Origin of the sequence: Actinoplanes subtropicus (assembly GCF_000721705.1) — a bacterium.
Classification (GTDB): domain Bacteria; phylum Actinomycetota; class Actinomycetes; order Mycobacteriales; family Micromonosporaceae; genus Actinoplanes; species Actinoplanes subtropicus.
Window position 1 is genome coordinate 1 of record NZ_JOJL01000031.1, and the last position, 25,550, is coordinate 25,550.

General features: G+C 71.2%; 27 protein-coding genes and 1 pseudogene. 11 read left to right on the top strand and 17 right to left on the bottom strand.

The genetic code is table 11. The features are described from left to right. Positions 1-497: 497 nt before the first annotated feature. The gene (locus IH26_RS0137490; RefSeq protein ID WP_425394431.1) at positions 498-1,364 is read left to right on the top strand and encodes an ECF subfamily RNA polymerase sigma factor, BldN family; all 867 of its coding nucleotides are present in this window, start codon (positions 498-500) and stop codon (positions 1,362-1,364) included. 172 nt (positions 1,365-1,536) lie between these two features. Further along, a pseudogene (locus IH26_RS0137495) lies at positions 1,537-2,439 on the top strand (DUF5667 domain-containing protein); the annotation flags it as partial. Positions 2,440-2,793: 354 nt separating this feature from the next. Here IH26_RS0137495 and IH26_RS0137500 read toward each other — a convergent pair. The 5 genes from IH26_RS0137500 to IH26_RS0137520 all read right to left on the bottom strand — a co-directional run bounded on the left by IH26_RS0137500 (position 2,794) and on the right by IH26_RS0137520 (position 6,555). After that, positions 2,794-3,807, bottom strand: a complete 1,014-nt coding sequence (locus IH26_RS0137500) for a lysophospholipid acyltransferase family protein (RefSeq protein ID WP_084599419.1) — start codon at positions 3,805-3,807, stop codon at positions 2,794-2,796. After that, the gene (locus IH26_RS0137505) at positions 3,804-4,898 is read right to left on the bottom strand and encodes an NAD-dependent epimerase/dehydratase family protein (protein WP_030441033.1); all 1,095 of its coding nucleotides are present in this window, start codon (positions 4,896-4,898) and stop codon (positions 3,804-3,806) included. Before IH26_RS0137505 ends, IH26_RS0137500 begins: the two co-directional genes overlap by 4 nt. Positions 4,899-4,967: 69 nt before the next feature. Further along, the gene (locus tag IH26_RS58740; protein ID WP_007465623.1) at positions 4,968-5,069 is read right to left on the bottom strand and encodes a 30S ribosomal protein bS22; all 102 of its coding nucleotides are present in this window, start codon (positions 5,067-5,069) and stop codon (positions 4,968-4,970) included. A gap of 181 nt (positions 5,070-5,250) precedes the next feature. Then, positions 5,251-5,463 carry a helix-turn-helix domain-containing protein gene (locus tag IH26_RS0137515; RefSeq protein ID WP_020512985.1) on the bottom strand — a complete coding sequence of 71 codons (213 nt, stop codon included), beginning with the start codon at positions 5,461-5,463 and terminating at the stop codon, positions 5,251-5,253. A 171-nt stretch (positions 5,464-5,634) separates the two neighbouring features. After that, complete coding sequence (locus IH26_RS0137520; RefSeq protein ID WP_030441034.1) at positions 5,635-6,555, bottom strand: proline dehydrogenase family protein; 921 nt, start codon at positions 6,553-6,555, stop codon at positions 5,635-5,637. Between the two features lie 78 nt (positions 6,556-6,633). Between IH26_RS0137520 and IH26_RS0137525 the strand changes: the two genes are divergently transcribed. Then, positions 6,634-7,170: a CGNR zinc finger domain-containing protein gene (locus tag IH26_RS0137525; RefSeq protein ID WP_030441035.1), complete on the top strand. Its 537-nt coding sequence runs from the start codon at positions 6,634-6,636 to the stop codon at positions 7,168-7,170. A gap of 43 nt (positions 7,171-7,213) precedes the next feature. Here IH26_RS0137525 and IH26_RS0137530 read toward each other — a convergent pair whose 3' ends face one another. Further along, the gene (locus IH26_RS0137530; protein ID WP_030441036.1) at positions 7,214-8,047 is read right to left on the bottom strand and encodes a sugar phosphate isomerase/epimerase family protein; all 834 of its coding nucleotides are present in this window, start codon (positions 8,045-8,047) and stop codon (positions 7,214-7,216) included. A 111-nt stretch (positions 8,048-8,158) separates the two neighbouring features. On the opposite strand from IH26_RS0137530, the gene IH26_RS0137535 reads away from it, so the two are divergent. Next, the gene (locus IH26_RS0137535) at positions 8,159-9,001 is read left to right on the top strand and encodes a DUF3109 family protein (protein WP_034216768.1); all 843 of its coding nucleotides are present in this window, start codon (positions 8,159-8,161) and stop codon (positions 8,999-9,001) included. Here IH26_RS0137535 and IH26_RS0137540 read toward each other — a convergent pair. Both IH26_RS0137540 and IH26_RS0137545 read right to left on the bottom strand, forming a co-directional pair. Continuing rightward, positions 8,998-9,681, bottom strand: a complete 684-nt coding sequence (locus IH26_RS0137540; protein WP_020512993.1) for a response regulator transcription factor — start codon at positions 9,679-9,681, stop codon at positions 8,998-9,000. The two genes, IH26_RS0137535 and IH26_RS0137540, sit on opposite strands and share 4 nt — an antisense overlap. Positions 9,682-9,712: 31 nt before the next feature. Next, positions 9,713-11,005: a sensor histidine kinase gene (locus tag IH26_RS0137545; protein WP_030441038.1), complete on the bottom strand. Its 1,293-nt coding sequence runs from the start codon at positions 11,003-11,005 to the stop codon at positions 9,713-9,715. Positions 11,006-11,206: 201 nt separating this feature from the next. On the opposite strand from IH26_RS0137545, the gene phoU reads away from it, so the two are divergent. Then, complete coding sequence (phoU, locus tag IH26_RS0137550; protein WP_030441039.1) at positions 11,207-11,860, top strand: phosphate signaling complex protein PhoU; 654 nt, start codon at positions 11,207-11,209, stop codon at positions 11,858-11,860. A gap of 76 nt (positions 11,861-11,936) precedes the next feature. Here the strand turns inward: phoU and IH26_RS0137555 are convergent, their stop codons facing one another. Further along, on the bottom strand, positions 11,937-12,692 hold the full coding sequence (locus IH26_RS0137555) for a phosphoglyceromutase (protein ID WP_034216771.1): 756 nt from the start codon (positions 12,690-12,692) through the stop codon (positions 11,937-11,939). A 125-nt stretch (positions 12,693-12,817) separates the two neighbouring features. On the opposite strand from IH26_RS0137555, the gene IH26_RS0137560 reads away from it, so the two are divergent. Then, positions 12,818-14,083 (top strand): MDR family MFS transporter, encoded by a 1,266-nt coding sequence (locus IH26_RS0137560; protein WP_051809236.1) that lies wholly within the window; start codon positions 12,818-12,820, stop codon positions 14,081-14,083. 139 nt (positions 14,084-14,222) lie between these two features. On the opposite strand, the gene IH26_RS0137565 is transcribed toward IH26_RS0137560, so the two are convergent. Beyond that, a complete protein-coding gene (locus IH26_RS0137565) occupies positions 14,223-14,669 on the bottom strand; it encodes a MarR family winged helix-turn-helix transcriptional regulator (RefSeq protein WP_030441042.1) in 447 nt (148 codons plus the stop codon). Between the two features lie 93 nt (positions 14,670-14,762). Between IH26_RS0137565 and IH26_RS0137570 the strand changes: the two genes are divergently transcribed. Beyond that, entirely contained in the window at positions 14,763-15,620 is an 858-nt protein-coding gene (locus IH26_RS0137570) for an NAD(P)H-binding protein (RefSeq protein WP_030441043.1), read from the top strand. A gap of 319 nt (positions 15,621-15,939) precedes the next feature. Here IH26_RS0137570 and IH26_RS0137575 read toward each other — a convergent pair whose 3' ends face one another. Both IH26_RS0137575 and mshA read right to left on the bottom strand, forming a co-directional pair. Continuing rightward, positions 15,940-16,422 (bottom strand): type III secretion system chaperone family protein, encoded by a 483-nt coding sequence (locus tag IH26_RS0137575; protein WP_030441044.1) that lies wholly within the window; start codon positions 16,420-16,422, stop codon positions 15,940-15,942. Further along, on the bottom strand, positions 16,416-17,687 hold the full coding sequence (gene mshA / locus IH26_RS0137580; protein ID WP_051809237.1) for a D-inositol-3-phosphate glycosyltransferase: 1,272 nt from the start codon (positions 17,685-17,687) through the stop codon (positions 16,416-16,418). Before mshA ends, IH26_RS0137575 begins: the two co-directional genes overlap by 7 nt. A gap of 113 nt (positions 17,688-17,800) precedes the next feature. Between mshA and IH26_RS0137585 the strand changes: the two genes are divergently transcribed. Both IH26_RS0137585 and IH26_RS0137590 read left to right on the top strand, forming a co-directional pair. Next, positions 17,801-18,553, top strand: a complete 753-nt coding sequence (locus IH26_RS0137585) for an SDR family oxidoreductase (RefSeq protein ID WP_030441046.1) — start codon at positions 17,801-17,803, stop codon at positions 18,551-18,553. 3 nt (positions 18,554-18,556) lie between these two features. Beyond that, positions 18,557-19,399 (top strand): hypothetical protein, encoded by an 843-nt coding sequence (locus IH26_RS0137590; RefSeq protein ID WP_034216774.1) that lies wholly within the window; start codon positions 18,557-18,559, stop codon positions 19,397-19,399. Here the strand turns inward: IH26_RS0137590 and IH26_RS0137595 are convergent. Continuing rightward, the gene (locus tag IH26_RS0137595; RefSeq protein WP_030441048.1) at positions 19,396-20,973 is read right to left on the bottom strand and encodes a CBM96 family carbohydrate-binding protein; all 1,578 of its coding nucleotides are present in this window, start codon (positions 20,971-20,973) and stop codon (positions 19,396-19,398) included. The genes IH26_RS0137590 and IH26_RS0137595 overlap by 4 nt on opposite strands. 152 nt (positions 20,974-21,125) lie before the next feature. Further along, positions 21,126-21,530 (bottom strand): response regulator, encoded by a 405-nt coding sequence (locus IH26_RS0137600; RefSeq protein WP_030441049.1) that lies wholly within the window; start codon positions 21,528-21,530, stop codon positions 21,126-21,128. A gap of 241 nt (positions 21,531-21,771) precedes the next feature. Between IH26_RS0137600 and IH26_RS0137605 the strand changes: the two genes are divergently transcribed. Both IH26_RS0137605 and IH26_RS0137610 read left to right on the top strand, forming a co-directional pair. Next, positions 21,772-21,984, top strand: coding sequence for a DUF7455 domain-containing protein (locus IH26_RS0137605; RefSeq protein WP_030441050.1), 213 nt, complete (start codon positions 21,772-21,774; stop codon positions 21,982-21,984). 55 nt (positions 21,985-22,039) lie between these two features. Then, positions 22,040-23,551 (top strand): sensor histidine kinase, encoded by a 1,512-nt coding sequence (locus IH26_RS0137610; protein ID WP_030441051.1) that lies wholly within the window; start codon positions 22,040-22,042, stop codon positions 23,549-23,551. On the opposite strand, the gene IH26_RS0137615 is transcribed toward IH26_RS0137610, so the two are convergent. The 3 genes from IH26_RS0137615 to csrA all read right to left on the bottom strand — a co-directional run bounded on the left by IH26_RS0137615 (position 23,552) and on the right by csrA (position 25,534). Continuing rightward, positions 23,552-24,361 carry an SRPBCC family protein gene (locus tag IH26_RS0137615; protein WP_034216776.1) on the bottom strand — a complete coding sequence of 270 codons (810 nt, stop codon included), beginning with the start codon at positions 24,359-24,361 and terminating at the stop codon, positions 23,552-23,554. It lies immediately after the preceding gene. A gap of 76 nt (positions 24,362-24,437) precedes the next feature. Next, positions 24,438-25,163, bottom strand: coding sequence for a hydrolase (locus IH26_RS0137620; protein ID WP_030441053.1), 726 nt, complete (start codon positions 25,161-25,163; stop codon positions 24,438-24,440). Between the two features lie 134 nt (positions 25,164-25,297). Beyond that, positions 25,298-25,534 carry a carbon storage regulator CsrA gene (gene csrA, locus IH26_RS0137625; RefSeq protein WP_020513012.1) on the bottom strand — a complete coding sequence of 79 codons (237 nt, stop codon included), beginning with the start codon at positions 25,532-25,534 and terminating at the stop codon, positions 25,298-25,300. Positions 25,535-25,550 lie beyond the last annotated feature (16 nt).

Sequence of the window (25,550 nt, forward strand, 5' to 3'; positions counted from 1 at the left end):
CGCAAACCGGTCAACCAACCCATACCAACCGGCCATCGAGTGCTGCAACGGGTCGACATCGATGCTCATCGAGCAGGTCACTCAGGAAGAAACGCACCCGGAGAGCCCCGTCCCCCATCGTGGCAGACGTTCCTTGTGCCTTGTGTGCGCCACTTCGTACTATTTTCGCGCAGCGCACACGGTGTGCGACTCCGTGTGTTCGGTGTCCGTGATACTTCGCGTCTGTGTAACGGACTCCACAGCCCTGGGTGAGGTTGGACCGACTTTTTGTGGGCCGCCCCACCCGTTTTGCTATGAGTGATCACCCCTCATCCCGAGGAGGCCGCTGTGCCACAAAAAGCACGGAATCGTCGCACGTCCACGCCTGGCGGGACGGATGTGCGGTCGGACCAGAACCGCCGGGTTGAGGAGGCGCAGTGAGTCATGTGTACGCCGGGGACCCGTACCACCTGGCCGTCAACGCGGGGCTGAGCGCCCTGCGACAGTCCGTCGACTCGATGATCAGCGGGGACGGCGCCAAACGCACCGGCAACCGCCGGCACGTCAACGAGTCGCCCGGAGTCCGTATCCCGCCCAACGGCAACGCCAAACCCATTCCGGGCAGCGGCCGCGTCACCGCGCCCGGGCGGCCGGCGATGCCCGCGCAACCCACCGCGGGACAGCGCAGCAACCTGCCGGAGAGCCCGGCCGGCGACCTGACCGTGGTCGTGCCGGCGCAGAGCACCACCGGGCCGCCGACCGAGACTGAGACGCCCAAGGCCGAGCCGCCCAAGTACGGTGCCCGCCCCGACCCGGGCGACGCCGCGGCCGAGGTGTGGGCGCTGGTCGAGCGGGCCCAGGCCGGCGAGGCCGAGGCGTTCGGGCTGATCTACGACCGGTACATGGACACCGTCTTCCGGTTCGTCTACTTCCGGGTCGGCAACCGGCAGCTGGCCGAGGACCTGACCTCGGACACCTTCCTGCGCGCGCTCAAGCGGATCGGCAGCTTCACCTGGCAGGGCCGCGACCTGGGCGCCTGGCTGGTCACCATCGCCCGCAACCTGGTCGCCGACCACTTCAAGTCGGGCCGCTACCGCCTCGAGGTCACCACCGGCGACGTGCTGGACGCGGACCGGGAGGACCGCGGGCCGGAGGGCAGCCCGGAATCGGCCGTGGTCGACCACATCACCAACGTCGCCCTGCTCACCGCGGTCAAGCAGCTCAACCCGGAGCAGCAGGAGTGCATCGTGCTCCGCTTCCTGCAAGGCTTCTCGGTCGCCGAGACCGCGCAGACCATGGGCAAGAACGAGGGCGCGATCAAGGCCCTTCAGTACCGGGCCGTCCGGGCGCTCGCCCGGCTGCTGCCCGAAGGGTTCCAGTGGTGACCCGACAGTCGATCAACGTTTCCCGATATCGGCCGTGCGTCCCCGTAACCGGGGCTGAGCCTCACGCGTTTGTCCGGGTGCGACCCCGGGCGGCCTTCGCGGCCATCGGCATCGTCGCGACCGTCGGCGACGCTGCCGACGAGACACTCACGAGCGAGGGGAGGTGCCCGCGGTGAACTTGAATTTCCTGGAACGGCGGAGCGCCGAGCGCTTCGCGGAGCTTCTCGACCAGAACCCGAGCGGCCAGAACACGGGCAGCCAGAACACCGGCAGCCAGAACATCGGCGCCCGGCCGCACAGCCACGAGCCCGCCGACGAGCGGCTCGCCGAACTGGTCGCCATCGGACGCAGCCTGCGGGGCGCGCGCCCCGAGATCCCGGTCGATTCCGAGTTCCGTGTCGGACTGCGGGCGATGCTGGTCGCCACCGCCGAGCGGGACGGTATCGGGGACTTCCCCGAGGAGCCGGCGCCGGTCGCCGCGCCCGCGTCCCACGGGGTGCGGGGCCTGGTCATCGGCCGTGGCGGCCGGCGGATCCGGGCGCGCGGCGCGATCGTGATCGGCGTCGCCGCCGGCGCGCTGGCGGTCTCCGGCATCTCCGCGGCCAGCGAGAACGCGTCGCCCGGCGACGCCCTGTACGGGGTCAAGCGCTCCACCGAGCGCGCCCAGCTGGCGATGGCCGGCTCGGACGTCAGCCGCGGCCAGCTCTCGCTGGACTTCGCCCGGACCCGGCTCACCGAGGCGGCCTCGATGGCCGGCGACGCGGCCGGCTTCGGCGGGGTGCTCGACGACATGGACAACGACACCCGCAAGGGCGTACGGCTGCTGCACACCTCGGCGGTCGCCCGGCGCGACGTCAAGCCGCTGGCCACCGTCGACGCGTTCGTCGACCGGCAGCGCCAGACGCTGATGCCGGTGCTGAACAGGCTGAGCCCGGCCAACCGGGAGCGGGCGGCGTCGTCGCTGGCGCTGCTGGACGCGGTCGGCCGGCGCGCCGACGACCTGCGGGCCGGGCTGAACTGCTCGACGGTGCTGTCGGCCGGCGCCGACGAGCTCGGCCCGAAGCTGCGCGACTGCACCACCAGCGCGGCCGGCACGGCCACCGGCAAGACCAACGGGCACAGCGGCAAGGTAGGCGCCCGTGACTCCCTGGGGTCGAAGGTCAAGACCGAGCGGGCAAACCCGACCGCGACCCCGGACGCGTCGGCCTCTTCATCCGCGCCGGCCCTGCCGCCCGGCGGCACGCCGGTCACCTCGGAGACGCCGGCCGTTGACGCCACCACCGACGCCGGCACCGGTGAGAGCGGGCTCGACGGGGTGCTCGGCGGCATCTTCGGGAGCAACTGACCCGGTTCCGGAGAGCACATGGCGAGGGGCGGTGGCCGGGAATTACCGGACCCGCCCCTCACCTGTCACTATAGGCGACTTGCGTCAGATCCCGAACGGATCGGGCCGCTTCTCGAGCAGCTCCAGCAGCGTCGCCTGGATCGTCTCGCGGACCTGATCGGCGAGGTTGTAGACCACCATCGGGTCGTCCGCGTGCTCGGTGAGATGCGCGGTCGGGATCGGCGGGCAGAACTGGATCAGCCACTTGCTCGGCAGCGGCACCATCCCGAGCGGCCCCAGCCAGGGGAAGGTCGGGGTGATCGGGAAATACGGCAGGCCGAGCAGCCGCGCCAGCGGCTTCACGTCGGCGAGCAGCGGGTACGTCTCCTCGGCGCCGACGATCGCCACCGGGACGATCGGGGTGCCGGTGCGCAGCGCCGCCGAGACGAACCCGCCGCGGCCGAAGCGCTGCAGCTTGTACCGGTCGGCGTAGCGCTTGCCGATGCCCTTGAAGCCCTCGGGGAACACGCCGACCAACTGGCCGCCGCTCATCAGCCGCTCCGCGTCCGGGTTACACGCGACCGTGGCGCCCGACTTGCGGGCCAGCTCGCTCAGGAACGGCACGCGGAACACCAGGTCGGCGCCGAGCAGCCGGAGGTGCCGGGCCGCCGGCGTACGGTCATGGATCGCCACCGACAGCATCAACGCGTCGAGCGCGACCGTCCCGGAGTGATTGCCCACCACCAGGCCGCCGCCGTCGGTCGGCAGGTGCTCGGCGCCGAACACCTCGGTGCGGAACCAGTCGTGATACAGCAGGCGCAGCAGCGGATGGAAGACCGCGTCGGTCAGCTCCGGATCAAACCCGAAATCATCGACCTCGTACGCCCCGGCCAGTCGCCGGCGCAGGAAGGCCAGCCCTTTCGCGACCCGCTGATCCCAGATGTCGACCGCGTCCTTGGGCTCGGCCGTCACCGCCTCGGCCGGCTCCTCGGGATGACCGTTCATCTGCGGCACCTCCGGGATGGGCCGCCGGCCGTTCACCTTGACCGGCGCGGCCGGCTTGGGCAGCTGGAAATCGGCGTGGCCGGGCAGCATGTCACGGTACTCGTGCTGGCTCACGGCGCCTCGCCCCCGGCGGATGCGTTTTCCCGCTCCTTCTCGCTGATCGCGGCCCGGGCGCGACGGACGCCGTCGAGGATCGCCTGCTCGGCCGCTTCGAGCCGGTCGGCGGTGAGCGACGAGCCGTTCGCGTGCGCCGCGATGAAGTCGTCGAACGCGGTGGCGGTGTCCCGCGGGGTGAAGCCGAACTCGCGGACCAGCTTGGTGGTGTCCACCACCCGGCCGTGCACGAACAGGTCGATCTGATCGAGGCCGATTTCGCCGATCCCGACGTTGCGGGCCAGCGCGAGCAGGGTGGAGAGGGTGCCCTCGGGCAGCGGCACGGCTATCCGGCCGGCCCGGCGCACGGCCTGGGAGAGCGCGAGCACCCCGGCGCCGGCCACGTTGAAGGTGCCCGGATGGTCCTCGATCACCGACCGGTGCAGGACCTCGAGGGCGTCGTCGACGTGCACGAACTGCAACCGGGCGTCGCGGCCGAAGACGGTCGGCACGAACGGCTGGGCGAACATGCGGGTGAGCGTGGTGGTCGCCGCGGAGCCGATGAACGGCGCGAACCGGAGCACGGTCGCGGGCACGTCGGGGCGACGGCGGCGGAAACCGCGCACGTACCCCTCGATGTCCAGGATGTCCCGGGCGAACGAGCCGCGCGGGACCGCCCGGGGCTCGGTGTCCTCGGTGAAGACGGCCGGATCGCGGAACGAGGCGCCGTACGCGGCCGTGGACGAGCGCACGACCAGCTTGCGCAGGCCGGGCGTGGCCTGAGCGGCGGCGAGCAGCTGCATCGTGCCGATGACGTTCTGCTCTTTCATCGCCTGGCGGCCGCCGTGCTGCGCGTCGGGCGCGCTGCTGACCGCCATGTGCACGACCGCCTCGGCGCCGAGGTCGATGAAGGCGCCGACGGCCGCGCGGGCATCGGCCCGGATCAGCTCGACCTCGGCCAGATCGGCCCGGAGGGCCGGCGGGGGCTCGTGCGGATCCAGGCCGACGACGCGTTCGATGCGCGGGTCGGCGGCGAGACGGGCGGCCACCCGGGCGCCGAGCGGCCGGCTGACGCCGGTCACCACGACGACGCGAGGCGGTGAGGTCACCACAGAGGCACCTTCCGACGCAGCGGAATGCGGCAAGCGCGGGGGCCAGGGGAGATCACCCCTGGCCGGCCGTCACTTGCCCAGACGGCGACGCTGGACGCGGGTCTTGCGCAGCAGCTTACGGTGCTTCTTCTTCGCCATACGCTTGCGGCGCTTCTTGACCACGGAGCCCATACGAATTTGCCTCTCGAAACCATGTGGCTCGGACCCGGGGTGCCGCTCGGCACGCACCGGCTCCGATCTGGACGGCGTCCCGATCTGGTCGCCGCGCGAAGCAGCGGCGGGTGGCGGACCGGGAACCAACCGCACCAGCGTACCGGCCGATCCACGACAGGCCCAAATGACCCCCGGAGCGTTACGCGGTCTGGGAGAAGGCGCCCCGCAAATAGTCGTGCACCGCGTGCTCCGGCACGCGGAACGAACGGCCGACCCGGACGGCGGTCAGGTCGCCGCCGTGCACCAGCCGGTAGACGGTCATCTTGGAAACCCGCATCAGGGCGGCCACCTCGGCCACGGTCAGGAACCGTACCTCCGAGAGGCGTTCCTCGGTCTGGGCTGGACCCGTCATCCCTCGCACCGATCCTTTCGCAGGCACGCTCCGCCGCGACCGGACAGGCTTCGCGACGCGGCGGCTTACGTGCGTGTCATCAGAACGGTATCGATACGAATGTGACCAACGCGATGCGTTCCGTGAAATGGCCACAAAAAGTCAAGGCCGACACGCCGGATACGTGCGGTTTTAGCCCTTTTTGGGGACTCCACGGGCGAATCGCACCCCGAGCGACGGCCGTTCGGCAAGGCGGCGCAGCAGGTAGCCGTACCAGTGCGTGCCGTACGGCAGGTAGACCCGCACCACGTCGCCGCCGGCCGCCAGCCGGGCCTGCTCGGCGGTGCGCATCCCGTACAGCATCTGGAACTCGAACTCGTCGGCGGAGCGGTCGAACCAGCGCGCCCGGTCCTCGGCGATCGCGATCAGCCGCGGGTCGTGGGTCGCCACCATCGGGTAGCCCTCGCCGGACATCAGGATGTTCAGGCAGCGGACGAACGACTTGTCGACATCCAGCGGATCGGTGAACGCGACCGACTCGGGCTCGGCGTACGCACCCTTGCACAGCCGCACCCGGGACCCGGCGGTGGCCAGTTCGCGGCAATCCCCCTCGGTCCGCCGCAGGTGCGCCTGCAACACCGCCCCGGTCGACGGATACTCCTTGCGCAACTCGGCCAGGATCTCCAGGGTCGAATCGGTGGTGGTGTGGTCCTCGGCGTCCAGGGTCACCGACGTGCCCGCCTCGGCCGCCGCCGCGCACACCGCCTGGGCGTGCTCGAGCGCGGTCTTCTCGTCCAGCCGCTGGCCCAGCGCGGACAGCTTGACGCTCACCTCGGCGGCCGGGGTCAGCCCGGCCGAGCGCAGCCGGCCCAGCAGTGCGACGTACTCCTCCCGGGTGGCCTGCGCGTCCTCGGCGTTGGCCGTCTCGGCCGCCAGGTGGTCGACGGTGATCGCCAACCCGTCGTCGGCCAGCTCGCGGGCCGTGCTCAGCACGGCCTCGATGTCATCGCCGGCCACGAAGCGACGGGCCACGTTCTTGCTGATCGAGGCGGCGGAGACCAGCCGCCCCAGGCGGGACGAGTCCGCGGCGGCCAGGAAGACGGAACGGAACATGCGCCGAGGGTATCGCCCGAAACCGCGCCGGTCGCAGCAACCGTGTCCGTCCCGGCGAGGTGCGGCTACCGTTGTCGGGTGAACTTCGATGAGTACGCCCGGACCGCCGTCGACCTCGTCAACGCGGATCTGAGCGACATCGCGGAGATGCGCGCGCTGTTCGGCGACGACCAGGGCTGGATGAGCGAGCACGTCACCGAGAAAGACCTCGGGGCGCTGCGGCGCGCCCAGCGCCGGCTGCGCGACGTCTTCGAGCTGGGCACCACCGGCCGGGACGCCGAGGCGGTCAACGAGCTGAACACGCTGCTGGAAAACTTCCCGGTGCAGCCACGCATCTCCGGGCACGACGCCAGCGACTGGCACATGCACGTGACCAGCCGCGGCGCCTCGGTCAGCGCGGAATACCTGGCCGGCGCCGTCTGGGGCCTGTCGGTCTGGCTGTGCGAGTACGGCAGCGCCCGGTTCGGCATCTGCGCCGACGAACGCTGCGGAAACGTCTACCTCGACACGTCCTCCAACAACTGCCGCCGCTTCTGCTCGGAGCGGTGCGCGACGCGGTCGCACGTGGCCGCCCACCGGGCCCGCAAGCGAGCCGCCAACCTCACGCCCGCGTAACTGCCGGGGCCGTTCGACGCGATCGCCCCGCCTCCTCCTCGGCCTAACGGGGGCGATCGCCCGCGGAGCGAAGCGGAGCCAGAAACTCAGTCGGCGCCAGGTGGCGCCGGGCGAACTCGAGCGACTCGCGCAGGTCCGCCTCCCGCGCGGCCCGCGACGCCGCTCGCCGGGTGGAGACCTCGAGCGCCACCGAACCGGTGAACCCGCGCGTCACCAGCGTCCGCAGCACCTCGGCGCAGGGCTGGTTGCCCCGGCCCGGCACCAGGTGCTCGTCGCGGCCTTCGCCGGTGCCGTCGCCCAGATGCACGTGCCGGAGGCCGCCGCCCATCTTGTCGAGCATGTCCAGGGCATCGATGCGCGAGGCCGCGCAGTGCGACACGTCGAGCGTGTACGCGTCGAAGCCGGCCGACGTCGGATCCCAACCCGGGGTGTAGGGCACGAACCAGCGGCCCGCCATCTTGACCGGGAACATGTTCTCGATCGCGAAGCTCAGGTGCGGATGCTTCTGCTGCACCTTGGCCAGGCCCTCGGCGAAGTTCTTGGCGTAGTCGCGCTGCCAGCTGAACGGCGGATGCACCACCACGGTCGGTGCCTCGAGCGTCTCGGCCAGCTCGGCCGCCTTGGCCAGCCGCTCCCACGGGTCGGAGCTCCACACCCGCTGGGTCACCAGCAGGCAGGGCGCGTGCACCGAGAGCACCGGGACGCCGTAGTGCTCGGCGAGGCCCTTGAGGGCGCCGGCGTCCTGGCTGACACGGTCCGTCCAGACCATGACCTCGAGGCCGTCATAACCCACCGTGGCGGCCATCTCGAAGGCGGCGGCGGTGGGCTCGGGGAAGACGGAGGAGCTGGACAGAAGGACGGGGACGCGGGACTTCACGTGGTAAAGGGTAGACCCGTTTGTCGCGGGGGCTCCCGCCCCGGACGGGTATATGGGGCGATACCGGGCGGCAACGCGGTAATAGTCACCTGCACGCGTACGCTGTCGCGAGTGACCCGCCGTGACCAGAATCCGCCCAGCGAGGTCGGCCTCGACTTTCCTCGGGAATGGATCGAGTTCCTCGACCCGGCCGACGAGCAGCACCTCATCCGCGCCGACCTCACCTGGCTGCTGTCCCGCTGGACGTGCGTGTTCGGCTCGGCCTGCCACGGCATCGTGGCCGGCCGCGCGCACGAGGGCTGCTGCACCCACGGCGCCTTCTTCACCGACGCGGACGACGAGCGCCGGGTGAAGGCCGCGGCCGCGAAGCTCACCCCGCAGACGTGGCAGCACTACCGCAAGGGCTTCAAGAACTACACGGAGATGGACACGGTCGACGGCTCGAACCCGGCCCGCCGCACGGCGATCCGCACCGAGGACGGCCCGTGCGTCTTCCTCAACGACGGCGACTTCCCCGGCGGCGGCGGTTGCGCCCTGCACGCCCAGGCCCTGCGCGACGGCGTACACCCGCTGACCTACAAGCCGGACGTCTGCTGGCAGCTCCCGGTCCGCCGCGAACAGGACTGGATCAAGCGCCCGGACGGCACCAAAATCCTCCAGTCCACCCTGACCGAGTTCGACCGCCGCGGCTGGGGCCCGGGCGGCGCCGACCTCGACTGGTGGTGCACATCGTCCCCGGAGGCCCACGTCGGCACGGAACCGATGTACGTCTCCTACGGCCCGGAACTGGCCGCCCTGGTCGGCAAGGCCGCCTACGACAGGCTCGTCGAGCTCTGCGCCGCCCGCGAGAAGTCCGGCCTGATCGCCATCCACCCCGCCACCGCGGCGGCCGTCGTCGCGAACCAGCGAGGCGGCCGAGAACCCGCCTCACCGAAGGCCGCCGAGCTTTCCTAGGGCTCGAACTTGTAGCCGAGGCCGCGGACGGTGACGATGTAGCGCGGCGCGGACGGTTCGGGCTCCACCTTGGAGCGCAGGCGCTTGACATGGACGTCCAGCGTCTTGGTGTCGCCGACGTAGTCGGCGCCCCAGACGCGGTCGATCAGCTGACCCCGGGTGAGCACCCGGCCGGCGTTGCGCAGCAGGAGTTCGAGCAGCTCGAACTCCTTCAGCGGCAGCTGTACGCCGGCGCCGTCGACCGTGACCACGTGGCGTTCGACGTCCATCCGGACCGGGCCGGCGGCCAGCGTCGGGGTGGACACCTCGGCCGCCTCGGTGCCCTGGCGGCGCAGGACGGCGCGGATCCGGGCGACCAGTTCTCGGGGCGAGTACGGCTTGGTCACGTAGTCGTCGGCGCCGATTTCCAGGCCGACCACCTTGTCGATCTCGCTGTCCCGGGCGGTGACCATGATGATCGGGACGGCGGACCGCTGCCGCAACTGGCGGCAGACCTCAGTGCCGGACATCTCCGGAAGCATGAGGTCGAGCAGCACGATGTCGGCACCGGTCCGGTCGAACTGCGTGAGTGCCGAGGTGCCGGTCGGCGCGACCGAGACCTCGAAACCCTCCTTACGCAGCATGTACGACAGGGCGTCGGAGAACGACTCCTCATCCTCGACCACGAGCACGCGGGCCAATGTGGTTCCTTCCATCTTCCGGTTCCGGGGACTAGCGCCCGGCCGCACCGGACTCGATCTCAATTGCCGCCGGTAACGGCAAAGGGGCTTCAGGGGGGCGCGCCGGTAGGCGCAGGGTGAACGTCGAGCCATCACCAAGCGTGCTGGTGACGTCGACGCGACCGCCGTGGTTGGTGGCGATGTGCTTGACGATGGCCAGGCCCAGGCCGGTGCCGCCGGTCGACCGGGACCGAGCCTGATCGGCCCGGTAGAACCGCTCGAAGATCCGGTCGACGTCGTGCGGGGCGATACCGATGCCCTGATCGGCGACGTCGATCTCGACCCAGTCGTCGCCCTGACGCAGGGTGAGCGAGACCTTGGTGTCCTCCCCCGAGTACGCGATCGCGTTCTCCACGAGGTTGGTCACCGCGGTGGCCACCTGGCTGTCGCTGCCGTACACCGTCGCGCCCTTGGGACCGGCGTAGGACACCTCGATGCTCTTCGCCGACGCCGTCGTCCTGGTGCGGTCGATGACCTCGGCGATCACCCAGTCGACCGAGACCGGCTCGGGCGTGGGCAGCGGCTCGGCGCCCTGCAGGCGGGTCAGCTCGAGCAACTCGTTGACCAGCCGGCCCATCCGCGCCGACTCGTGGTGGATGCGCTCGGCGAACCGGCGGGCGGCGATCAGGTCTTCGGACTTCTCGTCCTCGGCCTCGAGGCCGGCGGCCGACTCGGTCGCGTCGAGCAGCGCCTCGGCGAGCAGTTGCAGCGCGCCGATCGGGGTCTTCAGCTCGTGGCTCACGTTGGCCACGAAGTCGCGCCGCACCCGGGCCAGCCGGTGCGCCTCGGTGACGTCGGCGGCCTCGATCGCGACATGCGTAGCGTTCAGCGCCACGGCGCGCAGGTGCAGGCCGAGCGGGGCGTGCGCGCCGCCCGCGCGCCCTCGGGGCAGGTCGAGCTCCACCTCGCGCCGCACGCCGGTGCGCCGGACCTGGCCGGCCAGCGTACGCAGGATCGGGTGGGCCGCGATGGTGCCGGGGGCGCCGCCCGAGCGGAGCAGCCCCATCGCCCGTGCGGCCGGGTTGACCAGCACCGGGTGGTCCTCGGCGTCGAGAACGACCACACCCACCCGCAGCGAGTCGAGGCTCTTGCGGCCCAGACCCTTCACGGCGTTCTTCGCGCCGTGTGGCCCGTCGTCGGTGTCGATGGTGTGTCCCCCCTCGTTCGGCCGGGAGCCGGACTCGGCCGGCTCCGGCGACCTGCGGGAGCGAGCGAACAGCAGGCCCGCGACCGCGCCGACGACGAGCGCGGCGAGGGCAAGCAGGATGCTGTACGCCGGGTCCACGCAGCGATCGTAGGGTCATTGTTTACCTGGCTCCTACGTCGAATCGGACAAATCGGGCGCGTGTCGAATAATGTTCACCACTGCGCCCGGCGTCGTTCATCGCTGTTCACGCCGCGGCCGTGGTGTAGACCTACGGTAGGCATCAACCAAGGTCGCACCCTGCCCAAAACCCCGGGGCGGCCCCGACCCCCAGGACAGGACATGCGCGAGGAGTTCCAGTCGGATCTCAATGAGATCAGCCGGCTGCTGGTGACCATGGCCGAGGCGGTGCGGGCCGCCATGCGCAAGGCGACAGCCGCACTGCTGCACGCCGACCTCAAGGCCGCCGAGTCGGTCATCGAGCGGGACGTCGATGTCGACGCGATCCTCAACCAGGTCGAGGCCAAGGTGGCCGACACCATTGCGCGCCAGGCGCCGGTCGCCAGCGACCTCCGCATGGTGATCACGGCGCTGCACATCTCCGCCGACCTCGAGCGGATGGGCGACCTGGCCGAGCACGTGGCCAAGACCGCGCGGCGGCGCCACCCGTCGCCGGCCGTCCCGGCCGAGCTGCGCCCGGTCTTCCAGGGCATGGCCGCAGTCGCCGACCGGATGGCCGAGCAGATCGCCACCCTGCTGGCCGCCCCCGACGCGGAGAAGGCGGCGAAGCTGGAGCGCACCGACGACGAGATGGACGGCCTCGAGCGGAAGCTGTTCGCGGTGATGCTCGCCGACGACTGGCCGTACGGCGCGGAGACCGCGATCGACGGCGCCCTGCTGGGCCGCTTCTACGAGCGGTACGCCGACCACGCGGTGAACGTCGGCGAGCACCTGATTTACCTGATCACCGGAGAGCAGGTCGCCGACCCGAGCTGAGCCGACGCTCGCCGGGTCAGAGAGAGGGCCGGGACGCCACGGGGGCGTCCCGGCCTTCTCCGTTGGCTGGAAAGGATCAGCGACCCTGGTTGGCGACCGCGGCGGCCGCCTCCTTGGCCGCCTCGGGGTCGAGGTAGGTGCCGCCGGGGTTGGTCGGGCGGAAGGTCTCGTCGAGGTCGTAGCGCAGCGGGAAGCCGGTCGGGATGTTCAGCTTCGCGATCGCCTCGTCGGAGACGCCGTCCAGGTGCTTCACGATCGCGCGCAGCGAGTTGCCGTGCGCGGCGACCAGCACCGTCAGACCGGCGGCGAGGTCGGGCACGATCGCGTCGTACCAGTACGGCAGCGCCCGCTCGAGCACGTCCTTGAGGCATTCCGCCTTCGGCATCAGCTCGGGCGGCAGCGTCGCGTAGCGCGGGTCGCCGAACTGGGCGAACTCGGAGTCGGCCTCGATCGGCGGCGGGGGCACGTCGTACGACCGGCGCCAGAGCATGAACTGCTCCTCGCCGTACGCCTCGAGGGTCTGCTTTTTGTCCTTGCCCTGCAGCGCGCCGTAGTGCCGCTCGTTGAGCCGCCACGAGCGCTTCACCGGAATCCAGTGCCGGTCGGCGATGTGCAGCGCGATCTCGCTGGTCCGGATCGCCCGGCGCAGAACGCTGGTGTGCACCACGTCCGGCAGGACGCCGTGCTCCTTCAGCAGCTCGCCGCCGCGGCGGGCCTCGTCCTCGCCCTTGGCGTCCAGGTCCACGTCGACCCAGCCGGTGAAGAGGTTCTTGGCGTTCCACTCGCTGTTGCCGTGTCGCAGCAGCACCAAAGTCCCTGTCATGGGCTCCATCCTGCTGCAGCCGCGATCGCGCCGAGCGCGGACCCGGCAGTGGTGACCACCACGTGGAAACTCGGTTGCCGCCGCCCCTAGGTTGTAAGTGGGATCAAGGTTGGCGGCACTTACCGGGAGATGACGTGCGGGGTTGGTTTCGGCAGGCCACGGGTGGATTACCTCGGCAGTTCTGGTTCCTCTGGCTCGGCACGCTGATCAACCGCCTCGGCTCGTTCGTGGTGATCTTCCTGGCCATCTACCTCACCGGCGGGCGGCACTTCAGCCAGAGCCAGGCCGGCCTCGTCATCGGCCTCTACGGCGTCGGCGGGGCGATCGGCACGACCGTCGGCGGCGTGCTGGCCGACCGCTGGGGGCGCCGGCCGACGATGCTGACCGCGCAGTTCGGTGCGGCCGGGTTGATACTCACCCTGGGCTTCGCGTACGACTATGGGCAGATCCTCGCCGTGACGTTCGCGCTGGGCGTGTTCACCGAGGCGGTCCGGCCCGCGTTCTCGGCGATGATGGTCGACGTCGTGCCCGACCACGACCGGGTGCGGGCCTATTCGCTGAACTACTGGGCGATCAACCTGGGCTTCGCGCTGTCCGCGATCGGCGCCGGCCTCGCGGCGCGGGCCGACTATCTGTTGCTGTTCGTGGTCGACGCGGGCACCACCCTGATCACCGCGCTGCTCAGCCTGGCCTTCCTGGCCGAGACGAGGCCGTCCGGCGCGGCGCCCGGCGGGGCCCGGCGGCAGTCGCGCGGCGGCCTGCTGCTGGCGCTGCGGGACCGCACCTTCGCGCTCTACCTGCTGATCAGCCTGGGCACCGTGATCGTGATGATGCAGCACATGTCGACGCTGCCGATCGCGATGGCCGCCGACGGGCTCTCCGCCCCGACGTACGGCTGGGTGATCGCGGTGAACGGGGTGCTGATCGTGCTCGGCCAGCTGTTCGTGCCGCGGCTGATCGAGAACTACGACCGGTCCCGGGTGCTGGCCCTGGCCGCGCTGATCATGGGGGTCGGCTTCGGGCTGGTCGCGTTCGCGAACGTGGCCTGGTTCTTCGCGCTGACCGTGGTGATCTGGACGCTCGGCGAGATGCTGCAGTCCCCGTCCAACGCGGCGACCGTGGCGGCCCTCTCCCCGCCCTCGCTGCGTGGCCGCTACCAGGGGCTCAGCTCGCTGAACTGGTCGGCCGGCACGGCGCTGGCCCCGATCGTCGGCGGCTTCACCCAGCAGCACCTGGGCGACGCGGCGCTCTGGCTCGGCTGCTTCGGGCTGTGCGCGCTGGTGGCGGTCGGTCACCTGGTCACCGGCCCGCGCCGGGAACGACGGATCGCACAGTTGCTCGCCACGCCCGCGGCGTCGGGTAGCGTTCCCACCGGGACTGTAAAGACTCCTTCCAGCTGAGGGGGCCCGGGTGCGCGGTTGGCTGCGGGACACGGCCGGCGGCCTACCCGGGACGTCGGCCTGGTGGCGGCGGGGCTGCACCTGGTGGCCGGGCCGAGCCGGGAGCGGCACGTGGCGGCGATCCGGGCGGAGACCGCCGCTACGACGGCTCCCCGATCGGGTCACCGCCCGGCAGATCGGCCGCCGACCGATGGACCTTCGCGAGCGCCGTCAGCAGAATCTCCCGCTCGGCCGGGGTCAGATCGGCGGTGATCCGCTCCTCGATGCGCCGCCGTTCGGCCTCGACCGGCCCCCGCAACGCCCGCCCGGCGTCGGTCAGCCAGAGCCGGACGAGCCGGTTGTCCCGATCGTCGCGCCGCCGGGTGAGCAGACCGGCGTCGGCCATCCGGGCGGCCAGCTTGGTCACCGCCGGGGTGCTGACCCGGGCGACGGCGGCGACCTCCCCCGGCGTCCGGCCGTCCCGCTCCCACAGCGCCGCGAGCAGGTGATCCTGCCCGAGGCGCAGGCCGTGCCGCTGCAACGCGGCGTCCAGGGCCGCCCGGATCGCCTTGTTCGTCCGGCCGTGCAGGTCGAGGAGTTCGGGCAAGACGGGACCTCCGGTGGGCCGTTGACGACTGATCGTTAACCGGTTAACGTTCGGCGGGACGAAACGTTAACCGGTTAACGAACTGGAGTTGTCATGCTACTGGTCACCGGCGCCACCGGGCACGTCGGTCGTGAACTCGTCCGCGAACTCGACGAGCGCGGCGCCGACTTTCGCGTGCTGACCCGCGATGCCGCCCGTGCGGCCGGGCCGCCCGGCCGGGTCGTGGTCGGCGATCTGGGCGCGCCCGCGACGCTTGCCCCGGCCCTCGACGGCGTCGAGCGGCTGTTCCTGCTGGTGCCGGGGATCGGGCTCGAGCACACCGAACACGCGATCGCCGCGGCCCGGACGGCCGGCGTGCGGCAGATCGTGCACCTCTCGTCGTATGCCGTGCTCGGCGACCCGGTCCCGGCGATGGGCCGCTGGCATCGGGAGCGGGAGCGGCTGATCCGGGCGGCCGGCATCCCGGCGACCTTCCTGCGGCCGTGCGGGTTCATGACCAACGCCTACGACTGGCTGCCGACGATCCGCGAGGGGAACTACGTGCTCGACCCGACCGGGCCCGGGCGGTCGGCGCCGATCGACCCGGCCGACATCGCGGCGGTCGCCGCGCTCGCGCTGACCGAGGACGGGCATCAGGGCCGGGAGTACCTGCTGACCGGCGGCGAGACGTTCACGGTGGCGGAGCAGGTCGCGATCCTCGGCGCGGCGCTCGGCCGGGCGATCGAGGTGCGGGCGGTGGCGACGCCGCAGGAGGCGGTGCGGTTCCGGTATCCGCAGGGCGCGCCGCCGGCTCTCGCCGAGGCGTTGGTCGAGGGGCTGCGGCTGATGCGGGCGGACACCACGGGCGTACGCAGCGACACCGTGGCGGAATTGCTGGGACGTGCGCCAAGGTCCTTTGTGGACTGGTGCGGGCGGCACGCCGACGCGTACGGCAGAATGCTTCAGGCCTGAAAAGAATGCGCCGGCGGCGGCGGACGACGCCCATCCCCATAGGCGTCGCCCGCACTAACCGCCGGTCTCGGGTCGCGCCGTCCCCCAACGGCATATGCCACCCGTCCCCAAACGCCGACCGCGGTGATCATTGCTGATCACCAGTTCCCCGAACTAACGGTTCGGCGTCCATTGATTACGCTAGTTGGCGAGGTCAAGCCCCACAAGCCAGTTGTCTGTCTGCCATCTGTCTGGACCGTCACAGTCAACGACAAATAGCCGATCGGCGGATCGACCCGTCCGACATCCGGGCCCCGCGAGCGTCTCGGTGGAGATCATATTACCGAGGCGGCGGGGCCAGATGCTTGAACGCCTGCAGGTTCGCCAGCGACTCGCCCCGCTTGACCCGCCACTCCCATTCGCGGCGGATCGAGGTGCCGAAGCCGATCTCCAGCATCGTGTCGAACGACTCGTCGGCGTAGCTGAGCACCGAGCCCAGCAGCCGGTCGATCTCGTCCTCGTCGAGGGACCGCAGGGACACCCGGCCGGTGAGGTAGATGTCGCCGACCGCGTCGATCGAGAACGAGACGCCGTACATCCGGGCGTTGCGGCGCAGCAGCCAGGCCCAGAGCTCCTCCCGCCGCTCGTCGGGCTGGCGCATCACGAACGCCTCGATCCGCAGCGCGTGCTCGCCGACGATCAGGTTGCACGCGGTCTTGAGCTTGTGCGTGCCCGGCAAAGTGACGACATACGAGGAGTCGCCGGTCTTGTCCCACTCCAGCTCGCGGTCGGACAGCACGCGCTCGATCAGGTCGGTCACCACGCGTACGCCTCCAGCCGGGCGGCGATCATCGCACGGTGTTGCACCACGGCCTCACGGTAGACGGCAAGCAGCCCCTTGGCCGTCCGGTCCCAGGAGAAGTCTGCCGCATGCGCGACTGCTCCGGCCGCGAGCGAGGCACGAAGGCGGGGCGCGGCGAGCAGCGAGTCGAGCGCGTGCGCCCAATCGCGCGGGTCATGCCCGTCGACCAGCAGGCCGCTCACCCGGTCGCGGACCGCGGTGACCAGGCCGCCGACCGCGGCCGCCACCACCGGCGTCCCGCAGGCCTGCGCCTCGAGCGCGACCAGCCCGAACGACTCGTTGTACGAGGGCACCGCCACCACGTCCGCGCAGCGGTAGAGCTCGGCCAGGTCGTCCCCGGTCTGCGGGGGCAGGAACAGCACCCGGTCGGCGACCCCGAGCGAGGCCGCCTGCTCGATCAGCGCGCTCGGGCGGTCGAGGCCGCTGCCGCTCGGGCCGCCGCAGATCACCAAGGTCGTTTCGCGGTCGCGCAGGAACGGCAGCGTCGAGATCAGCACGTCGGGCGCCTTCAGCGGCTGGATTCTTCCGACAAAAGCGACGATTCTTCCATCGGGCGGCAAACCGAGCCGCGAGCGATCGTGCGAAGCCGGGCGGAAGCGATCAAGATCTACACCCGGCTGTACGACGACGGTCCGGGCGGGCGGGGCGTCGTAATAGGCGACGAGATCCTGGGCCTCGAAGCGGGTGTTCGCCACCAGCCGGTCGGACTCGGCGATCACCTGCTCCTCGCCGATCACCCGGGCCTTGGGCTCGGGCCGGTCGCCGGTCGCGATCAGCCTGTTCTTGACCTTGGCAAGAGTGTGGGCGGTGTGCACGTGCGGCACGCCCCAGCGCTCCCGGGCCAGCCAGCCCACCTGGCCGGAGAGCCAGTAGTGGGAGTGGATCAGGTCGTACCGGCCCGGCGGGTGCGCCGCCTCCGCGCGCAGCACGCCGTTCGCGAAGGCGCACAGCTGCGAGGGCAGATCCTCCTTGGCGAGCCCCTCGAACGGCCCGGCCGAGACGTGCCGGACGGTCACCCCGGGCGCCATCTCGACGACCGCGGGCAGTTCGCTCCGGGTGGCCCGGGTGAAGATCTCGACCTCGACGCCGAGCCGGGCGAGCCGCTTCGACACCTCGACGATGTAGACGTTCATGCCGCCGGCGTCACCGGTGCCGGGCTGTTCCAGGGGGGATGTATGCACCGAAAGGGTGGCGATGCGCCGCGGGGTCGGCCAGTCAACCACGATGTGTCCCTCCGAAGCTTGTTAATTCCTTGTGTCGTCAATCTTCCCCACGGATGCCGCTCGAACCACCATGCAGGCGCCTGGGGGTGACCCAAGTCATCGGGAAAGATAGGGGCATGGTGAACATCGCGGTGGTAACCGGAGCATCCAGTGGTATCGGCGCGGCCACGGCCCGCCGACTGGCCCGGGAGGGTTTCCACGTGGTCGCGGCCGCCCGCCGCGTCGACCGGCTGGAGACCCTGGTCAAGGAGGTCGGGAACGCCACGGCCGTCGAGTGCGACATCACCGACGACGCCGCGGTGGCCGCCCTCGCGGCGACCGTCGATGGCCTCGGCGGCCCGCTCACCCTGCTGGTCAACAACGCCGGCGGTGCGCGCGGCGTCGACCCGGTGTCGGACGGCTCGGTCGACGACTGGCAGTGGATGTACGACGTCAACGTGCTCGGCACGCTCCGGGTCACCAAGGCGCTGCTGCCGATGCTCGAGGCCAGTGGCGCCGGCACGATCGTGACGATCGGCTCGACCGCGGCGTTCGTGGTCTACGAGGGCGGCGGCGGGTACACCGCGGCCAAGCACGCGCAGAACGCCCTGATGGGGACGCTGCGGCTGGAATTGGCCGGCAAGCCGGTCCGGGTGATGGAGATCGACCCGGGCATGGTGCGTACGGACGAGTTCGCGCTGAACCGGATGGGCGGCGACCAGTCCAAGGCGGACGCGGTCTACGAGGGCGTCCGGGAGCCGCTGACCGCGGAGGACATCGCCGACTGCGTCACGTTCATGGCGACCCGGGCGCATCACGTCAACATCGACCGGCTGGTGATCCGGCCGATCGCCCAGGCCGCGCAGCACAAGGTGGTTCGGGAGAAATAGCCGGTGACCAAGCCTCCCGTCGGCGCGATCACCCGGGGGACGACCAATCCGAACCGGCTGCGCCGGGTGGACAACTTCATCGCGTACCGCTGCGGTGCCCTGCTGCGGGCGGCCGCCGAGCCGCTGGTCGTCGACCTGGGTTACGGCGCCACGCCAGTCACCGCGGTGGAGTTGCGGGGCCGTCTGGCGACGGCCGTCCGGGCGGACGTCGCGGTGGTGGGTCTGGAGATCGATCCCGTACGGGTGGAAGCGGCGCGACCACACGCCGACCCGCCGCGGCTGGACTTCCGCCGCGGTGGTTTCGAGCTGGCCGGCTTGCGCCCGGTCGTGGTGCGCGCGTTCAACGTGCTGCGCCAGTACGCCGAGGAGGAGGTCGCCGCGGCCTGGCGGCAGATGACCGCGACCGGCGCGCTGCTGGTCGAGGGCACCTGCGACGAGCTGGGCCGGGTGGCCACCTGGGCGGTGGTCGAGGACGGCGAGCCGCGGACGCTGACCCTTTCCGCCCGATTGTCCGATCTGGACCATCCGGCCACCTTCGCCGAGCGGCTGCCCAAGTCACTGATCCACCACAACGTCGACGGCGAACCGGTGCACGAGTTGCTGCGCGCGGTCGGCCGGGCCTGGGAGACCGAGGCGACCCCGTTCGGCCCGCGGCAGCGCTGGCTGGCCACCTGCCGCCGGCTGCGGGACGAGGGGCACCCGCTGCTGGACGGGCCGGCCCGCTGGGGACGCGGCGAGCTGACCGTGCCGTGGCCTGGTCTTTTGTGCCACGGCCCGGGAACAAGGCCGGGCCGGTCCTCCGCAGCGGACCGGCCCGACCCCAGGGGGGCGAATAAAGTTCTCTAGTTGTTGTCGATGGCGACGTCGAACACCGGCGACGCCGCGACCTGGCGGAACGCGGTCAGGCTGTCCGGAGTGGAGTCGACCGCGATGTTCCGGTCGCCGGTGTCGTCCTTGGCGGTGTCGAAGTAGACGATCGCCTTGACCTGCGGGTGCCGGGCGAGCTCGGGCACCACGGTGCCGAACGCGGCGGCCTTGCTGGTCGGGTAGGCGACCCGGTGGTACATGCCCCACTCGGCCACCATGATCGGCTTGCTCGGGTGGTTGGTGACCGACCAGTCGTAGAAGCCGAGACCGCCGCCGGTGGGCTTGCGGTCGAGCAGGCTGCCGAAGTCGCCGAAGTGGTAGTAGCCGGGCTCCACGCTCACGTACGAGTCGAGGCCGACCCAGTCGACGACGTCGTCACCCGGGTAGAGGTCCTTCCACCAGGACTGCGCCATCCACTTCTCGTTGCCCATGTAGGCGAGCACGTTGACCACATTGGTCACTCCGTCGGCGCGCAGCCGCAGGACGACGTGGCGGTACATGGCCGCGAAGTCCTTGGCGGTCATCCCCGAACCGGCCGCGGGCTGCACGTCGTTCTCCGGCTCGTGGTGCAGGGCGAGGAAGAACTTCTTGGTGCCGTAGTTGGCCTTGACGTAGCTCGCCCACGCGTCGATCCGGGCATCCTTGTCGCCGGCCGCGACCGCGGCCCAGGTGCTGCCGGCCGCGACCTTCCAGTTGAGCAGCAACACCCGCGGGTGCGCCGGGTCCTCGGTCATCGCGATCTCGGACTTGGTCGGGAACTTCTCGTCGCCCCGGTGATAGGCGTGGAAGATCGCCGCGGTACGGCCGGTCAGCGCCTCCCAGTTCTTGAGCGCCGTGTCGCGCGGGGTGTCGGTGAAGCCGCCGGCCGCCGCGCCCCAGAGCACGCCGCAGCTCGGCACCAGCAGCGCGCCGGTGGTGCAGGTGCCCGGCTGCGCGGGCGTGGCCGGCGTCGGGGCCGGGGCCGGGTCGGCCGCCGCATAGTTCATGACCAGGCGCGGGCCGGCGGTCCGGCCGTCGCCCGACTCGGCCGACAGGATCCGGGTCGCGGCGGTGGTCGACGCCGAGCGCAGCGCGAAGGAGTACGTGCCGGCCTGGGTCACCACCTTCGACAGGTCCAGGGTCACCGAGCCGTCGCCGGCCTTCGGCACCGCGGAGGCGACCGCCGCGCCGATCGCCGGCTGGTTGGCGGCGGTGATCGTGTTCTCGCTCCACGCTGCGGTCACCGGGTAGGCGGTGATCCGGTCCAGCGTCGGCTTGCCGTCGAACGGCAGGATCAGCCGCGCGTTGGCGATGGCCGTCCCGGCCGGGAAGCCGCCGGTGGTGAACCGTACGAAAGAGGTCTTGGTCTCGCCGTCGGCGAAGCCCACCACCAGCTTCTCGGCGGCGCCGAAGTTGGTGCCGGCCCGCATGCTGGAGACGTACGCGTCGTCGCCGGCGAAGACAGTGCGGATGGCCGGCGTGTTCGCCGCGTCTGCCGTATCCGCGACGAGGAAGCCGGCGCTCACCGCCACCCCGATCGCCGCAGCCCCGATCGCTGCCTTTCTGGCACCCACGTCTTGACCCCCGTGAATAGTCGAATCGCTCGTTCGACTTCACCGTCGGCCGGGGTGGGTTCCCGGTTGGTAGACGACGGGGTGCGGGTGCGGTGCCGGGATCTACGGGCCTTTTCGGGGCTTTACCTGGCTTTTCGGGGCTTTGCGGGGCTTTACGGGGTGGCCCGCTCGGCGAGCACCGAGCGCAGCGCCTCGATCAGCAACTCGGTACTGAACGGCTTCTTGACCAGCAGCGCGTCCGGCTCGATCAGGCCGTCCGCGACGGCCATCTCCTTGGGCAGGCCGGAGATGTAGACGACCCGCATGCTCGGCCGCAACTCGGTGGCCTCGAGGGACAGCTCGCCGCCGGACACGCCGGGCAGGCCGAGGTCGGTGACCAGGATGTCGATCTCGCCGGGGTGGTCCCGGCAGACCGTGACGGCCTGCTGCGAGTCGCCGGCCACCAGTGTCGAGAAACCCCGGCGCTCCAGCATGCGGCGCATGATGTCGCGCAGGTCCTCCTCGTCGTCGACGACGAGGACGGTCGGCCGGTTCTCCGTGTCGGGCGCCTGCGACATGGGTCCTCCTGGTTGCGCGTCGAGTACCCAGGTCACGCTATCGGCACCGGGTTGCACCGCCCGGCCTTTGCGACATCCCACAGTTCACCGGGGGCGGATGCGCATGCCGGGGGCGGTCGAGGGAATCTTCTGCCGAGGGCGGACGACCCGGAACGCCGGGGGCAAAGAGCTAAGGCTGTGCATCGGAGGGCCGATCTACCCGCTGTACCGCTGCACACCGCCACCGAGCAAGGAGAGCGATATGACCAGCCTGCTGTCGCCCGAGATCACCACCGTTGATGCGATGACCGACCGCTGCGACCGTTGCAGCGCGGCCGCGAAGCTGGTGGTTAGCCTGACCAGCGGCGGCGAGCTGTCCTTCTGTGGCCACCACGCCAACCGGCTCCGTGAGGACATCGTCCGGGTCGCCGAGCGGGTCGTGCTCGAGGAGGGCTTCGACTGGGCGGGCAAGTAACCACTTGACCGAATAACCCGCGTTATGCTCATTTCCTCTTATCCGAGGTGATTATGTGCATATCGCGGCGCATGATGTGGGAAGGCTCTCCCGGCTCGCCGCCGGGTGCACCGGCGTCGCGGTCGCGGCGGTCGGCTCCCTCTCCGCAACTCCGCGCGTGCCGCCGGGCCCCAGCCCGGCGGCCGCGCTCGTTCCGGCCGGAATCGCGCTGTTGCTCCAGGCGCTGCCGGTCGGCCGGATCTCACGCGCCCTCGCCGTGGTGCTGGCCCTGGTCGCGGCCGGCGCCGGCGCGCTCACCCTCGACACCCGCCCGGCCGCGGCGACCGCCACCGTGCTGGCCGGACTCGGCCTGGCCGGGCTGGACCTGCGGATCGCCCGGTCCCGCTTCCGGGTCGCCGATCCGCTGGTCGCCGGCGCGGCGATCATCGCCCTGGTCGCCCTGGTGCCCCGGGGCGGCCTGATGGCCCCGGCGGTCGCCGGCGCGCTGCTCGTCCTGGCGCTCGGCACCGTGCTGGCCCGGCCGGAGACCGGGCCGCTGCGCACCGCCGAGACCGGCGCCGGGCAGGACCCGCAGGAGTTCGCGGAAGCGCTGCTGCAGTCGATGAGCGAGGCGGTGATGGTGCTCGACGCCAACTACCGGGTGATCGACGTCAACCGGCGCTGGCGGGAGCTTACCGGGCACGGGCCGGACGAGCCGATCCGCCTCGACCCGCCGCCGCTGCCACCGGCCGAGGGCGGCGACTGGCTGCTGCCGCGGGTGGACGGCACGACCGTGCCGGTGCTGGCGACGATGGCGACCATCCCGGACGCGGCGGGGGCGCCCCGGGCGTACGTGGCCACCTACGTCGACATCGCCGACCGGAAGCGGGCCGAGGTGTCGCTCGGCGAGCAGAACACCGAACTGCGCGAGGCCAACGCCCGGCTGGCGGCGGCGCTGGCCTTCAAGAACGACCTGACCTCGATGCTCACCCACGACGTGGCCCAGCCGCTCAGCTCGATCGCGAGCCTGGCCGAGCTGCTCCGGGCGGACTGGGCCGACCTGCCCGAGGACATCCGGCTGGAACTGGCCACGAAGATCGACAAGAACACGCAGCGGCTGATCAAGATGATGAACGACCTGCACCTGCTGTTCCGGCTGGACACCGGCTCGGTCACCGCGCGGCAGGCGCCGGTGCCGCTGCTCGAGGTGGCCACGGTGGTGCAGGAGGAGGTCGAGCTGGATCTCGAGCTCGACATCGCCGAGGAACTGGCCGTGCTGGCCGACCGCGGGCACCTGACCGTGGTGCTGCGGAACCTGGTGCGGAACGCGGTCGCCTACGGCGCCCCGCCGGTGCTGCTGTCCGGCCGCCGCCGGGCCGACCTGGTCGAGATCGTGGTGCAGGACCGCGGCCCGGGCATCCCCGAGGAGCTGGTGCCGAGCCTGTTCGACCGGTTCGTCCGGGGCGCCGGGCTGGGCCTGTTCATCGTCCGGCACCTGGTGGAGGCGAACGGCGGCTCGGTCCGCTACGAGCGGGCCGAGCCGCGGGGTGCGCGCCTGATCGTCGGGCTGGAGGCGGCCCCGATCTGATCACATGTCGTGGGCCGACCCGCGATCCTCCTCGTTGATCATGCCGTCGCCCCAGGTGTCCTTCTGGTTGGTGCGCCCGCCCATCGGGGCGGTGCCGGCCGCGCCACCGCTGATCGGGCCGGATTTCGCGATCCGGCGGCCGGGCGCCAGCACATCGTCGAGGTCGTGCTCGCTCTTGATGCCCGGCGCGCTGGAGATGTCGACGTTCGTACCCATCGCGCCCGGATCGGCGGTGCCCCAGCCAGCGCCGGGGTGCGGATTGCGGTTGCGGATCCGGGCGGCCACCGCGACCGGGCTGGCCGCCGTGTTCGGCACGGCGGACAGCCGCTTGGTGCTCGCGCCCGGGGTCGGCCGCTTCGGCGACGGCCGGCTGCCGACCGGTTTCGGCCGCCCGCCCAGCACGCCGCTCTCCACCAGGCCCTTGAACGTGGTCAGGTCCTCCTTGAGCCGCCTGGTCAGCGAGGCCTGGCCGTGCCGGTCGCTCGGGAGGAGAAACGCGATGTCCGCCTCGAACTGGGCCACGACCTGCGTCTTCGTCTCGCCCAGCGGGCGAAGCGTGATCGTCTCGGCGACCAGCGGCCCCGCCGTCGTCGACCACGCGACCCGCTCGTCGAGCGAGCGCTCGGTGATCCGCGCGTCGAACTCGCGCCGTTTGCCGTCGACGTCCATGATCCAGTGGGTCTGGTCGCCGACCGCGGTGACCTCGCGGACCCCGGTCATGAACCGCGGGTAGTTCTCGAACGCGGCGAGTTGCTCGTACACCGTGTGCAGCGGTGCACTCACCTCGATGGCCTGCTGAACCATACTCATCGCATATCTCCCATGCCTCGAATGTCCGGCATGACCGAGCGTACGGAGAGCGCTGTTGATCGTGTTCGGTTTCCGGTCAGACCCGGCGGACGTACTGCCAGTGACCGACCTCGGCGGCGTACCGGGCGTCACTCGCGGGCATCAGCGTCACCCGAGCGGCACGCAGCAACGTCACGAGCCGGGCCGACGGGCAGCGCCAGGCCTCGCTGACCTCGACCAGGGTGCCGGTCTCGCGGCAGGCGGCGGCGAGCGCGCCGACCAGGTCGGCGGTGAGTACGGCGTCGTCCAGGCCGACCTGGGCGAGCAGGCTGAGCGGGCGGGCGAGCTGGGTGGGCGCGTAGCGGGAGGCGCGCTCGAGGCCCCGCACGGTGGCGCCGACCAGACCCTCGGCGACCTGCCCGGCGGTGAGCTGGCCGGTGGCCAGCATGGCGCGCACTTCTCGAGGACCGTAGAGGCCGCCGGCCAGCGGCAGCCGGGAGACCGCCACCGACACCGCCTCGAGGTGGCTCAGGTCGGCCGGCCAGGCCAGCCAGCCGTCCGGCTGCACGACCTCGACCTCGGCGGCCACCCGCAGGGTCAGCTCGGTGCGCTGCCGGGCGCGGCGGACCGCATCGGCGTACGCGGAAAGCCAGGTTGTCTCCGGGCCGACCTGGTCGGCGAAGGTGAGCGCGGTGAGCCCGGCCTGGTCGGCTGCGGAGACGACGACGCCGACGCTGTCCCGGCCGGCGGCGAAGCCGGTGTGCACATGCGCGTCGATCGTCAGGTCCAGCGCATCGATCACCGATTCCCGCTCTGCGACCACTGATAGCTCCCCGGACTCATGGCGACGGGCTCTTCCCGTCCTGACCAAGAGTGCGGGTCGTTCGTTGACAGGCCCGGTCTGTCGCCGGTGCAGTCCGGTTTCCCTGCCGGAACGCGGAACGCCGGAGAAGCGAGTCACTCCTCCGGCGTCTGCAGCATCTCCGTCACCGCCCGGACCGCATCCTCGGTGGGCGAGGCCGCCTCCCGGTTGGCCGCCTGCAACTCGCGGAACACCTCCTCGCGATGGACCTGCACGTCGCGCGGCGCCTGGATACCCAGCCGGATGACGTCACCACGCGCCTCGAGCACCGTGATGATCACATCGTTGCCGATCATCACGCTCTCCCCCGCCCGCCGGGTCAGCACAAGCATCGTCCGGTGCCCTCCT

What these genes read in the sequence shown, in the direction of transcription:
- phoU (WP_030441039.1), top strand. Translation starts at nt 11,207, where the DNA reads ATGCGCGAGGAGTTCCAGTCGGATCTCAATGAGATCAGCCGGCTGCTG.
- IH26_RS0137585 (WP_030441046.1), top strand. Translation starts at nt 17,801, where the DNA reads ATGGTGAACATCGCGGTGGTAACCGGAGCATCCAGTGGTATCGGCGCG.
- IH26_RS0137555 (WP_034216771.1), bottom strand. Translation starts at nt 12,692, where the DNA reads ATGGAGCCCATGACAGGGACTTTGGTGCTGCTGCGACACGGCAACAGC.
- IH26_RS0137520 (WP_030441034.1), bottom strand. Translation starts at nt 6,555, where the DNA reads ATGTTCCGTTCCGTCTTCCTGGCCGCCGCGGACTCGTCCCGCCTGGGG.
- csrA (WP_020513012.1), bottom strand. Translation starts at nt 25,534, where the DNA reads ATGCTTGTGCTGACCCGGCGGGCGGGGGAGAGCGTGATGATCGGCAAC.
- IH26_RS0137605 (WP_030441050.1), top strand. Translation starts at nt 21,772, where the DNA reads ATGACCAGCCTGCTGTCGCCCGAGATCACCACCGTTGATGCGATGACC.
- IH26_RS58740 (WP_007465623.1), bottom strand. Translation starts at nt 5,069, where the DNA reads ATGGGCTCCGTGGTCAAGAAGCGCCGCAAGCGTATGGCGAAGAAGAAG.
- IH26_RS0137515 (WP_020512985.1), bottom strand. Translation starts at nt 5,463, where the DNA reads ATGACGGGTCCAGCCCAGACCGAGGAACGCCTCTCGGAGGTACGGTTC.
- IH26_RS0137600 (WP_030441049.1), bottom strand. Translation starts at nt 21,530, where the DNA reads ATGTCGCAGGCGCCCGACACGGAGAACCGGCCGACCGTCCTCGTCGTC.
- IH26_RS0137570 (WP_030441043.1), top strand. Translation starts at nt 14,763, where the DNA reads ATGCTACTGGTCACCGGCGCCACCGGGCACGTCGGTCGTGAACTCGTC.
- IH26_RS0137615 (WP_034216776.1), bottom strand. Translation starts at nt 24,361, where the DNA reads ATGAGTATGGTTCAGCAGGCCATCGAGGTGAGTGCACCGCTGCACACG.
- IH26_RS0137490 (WP_425394431.1), top strand. Translation starts at nt 498, where the DNA reads ATGATCAGCGGGGACGGCGCCAAACGCACCGGCAACCGCCGGCACGTC.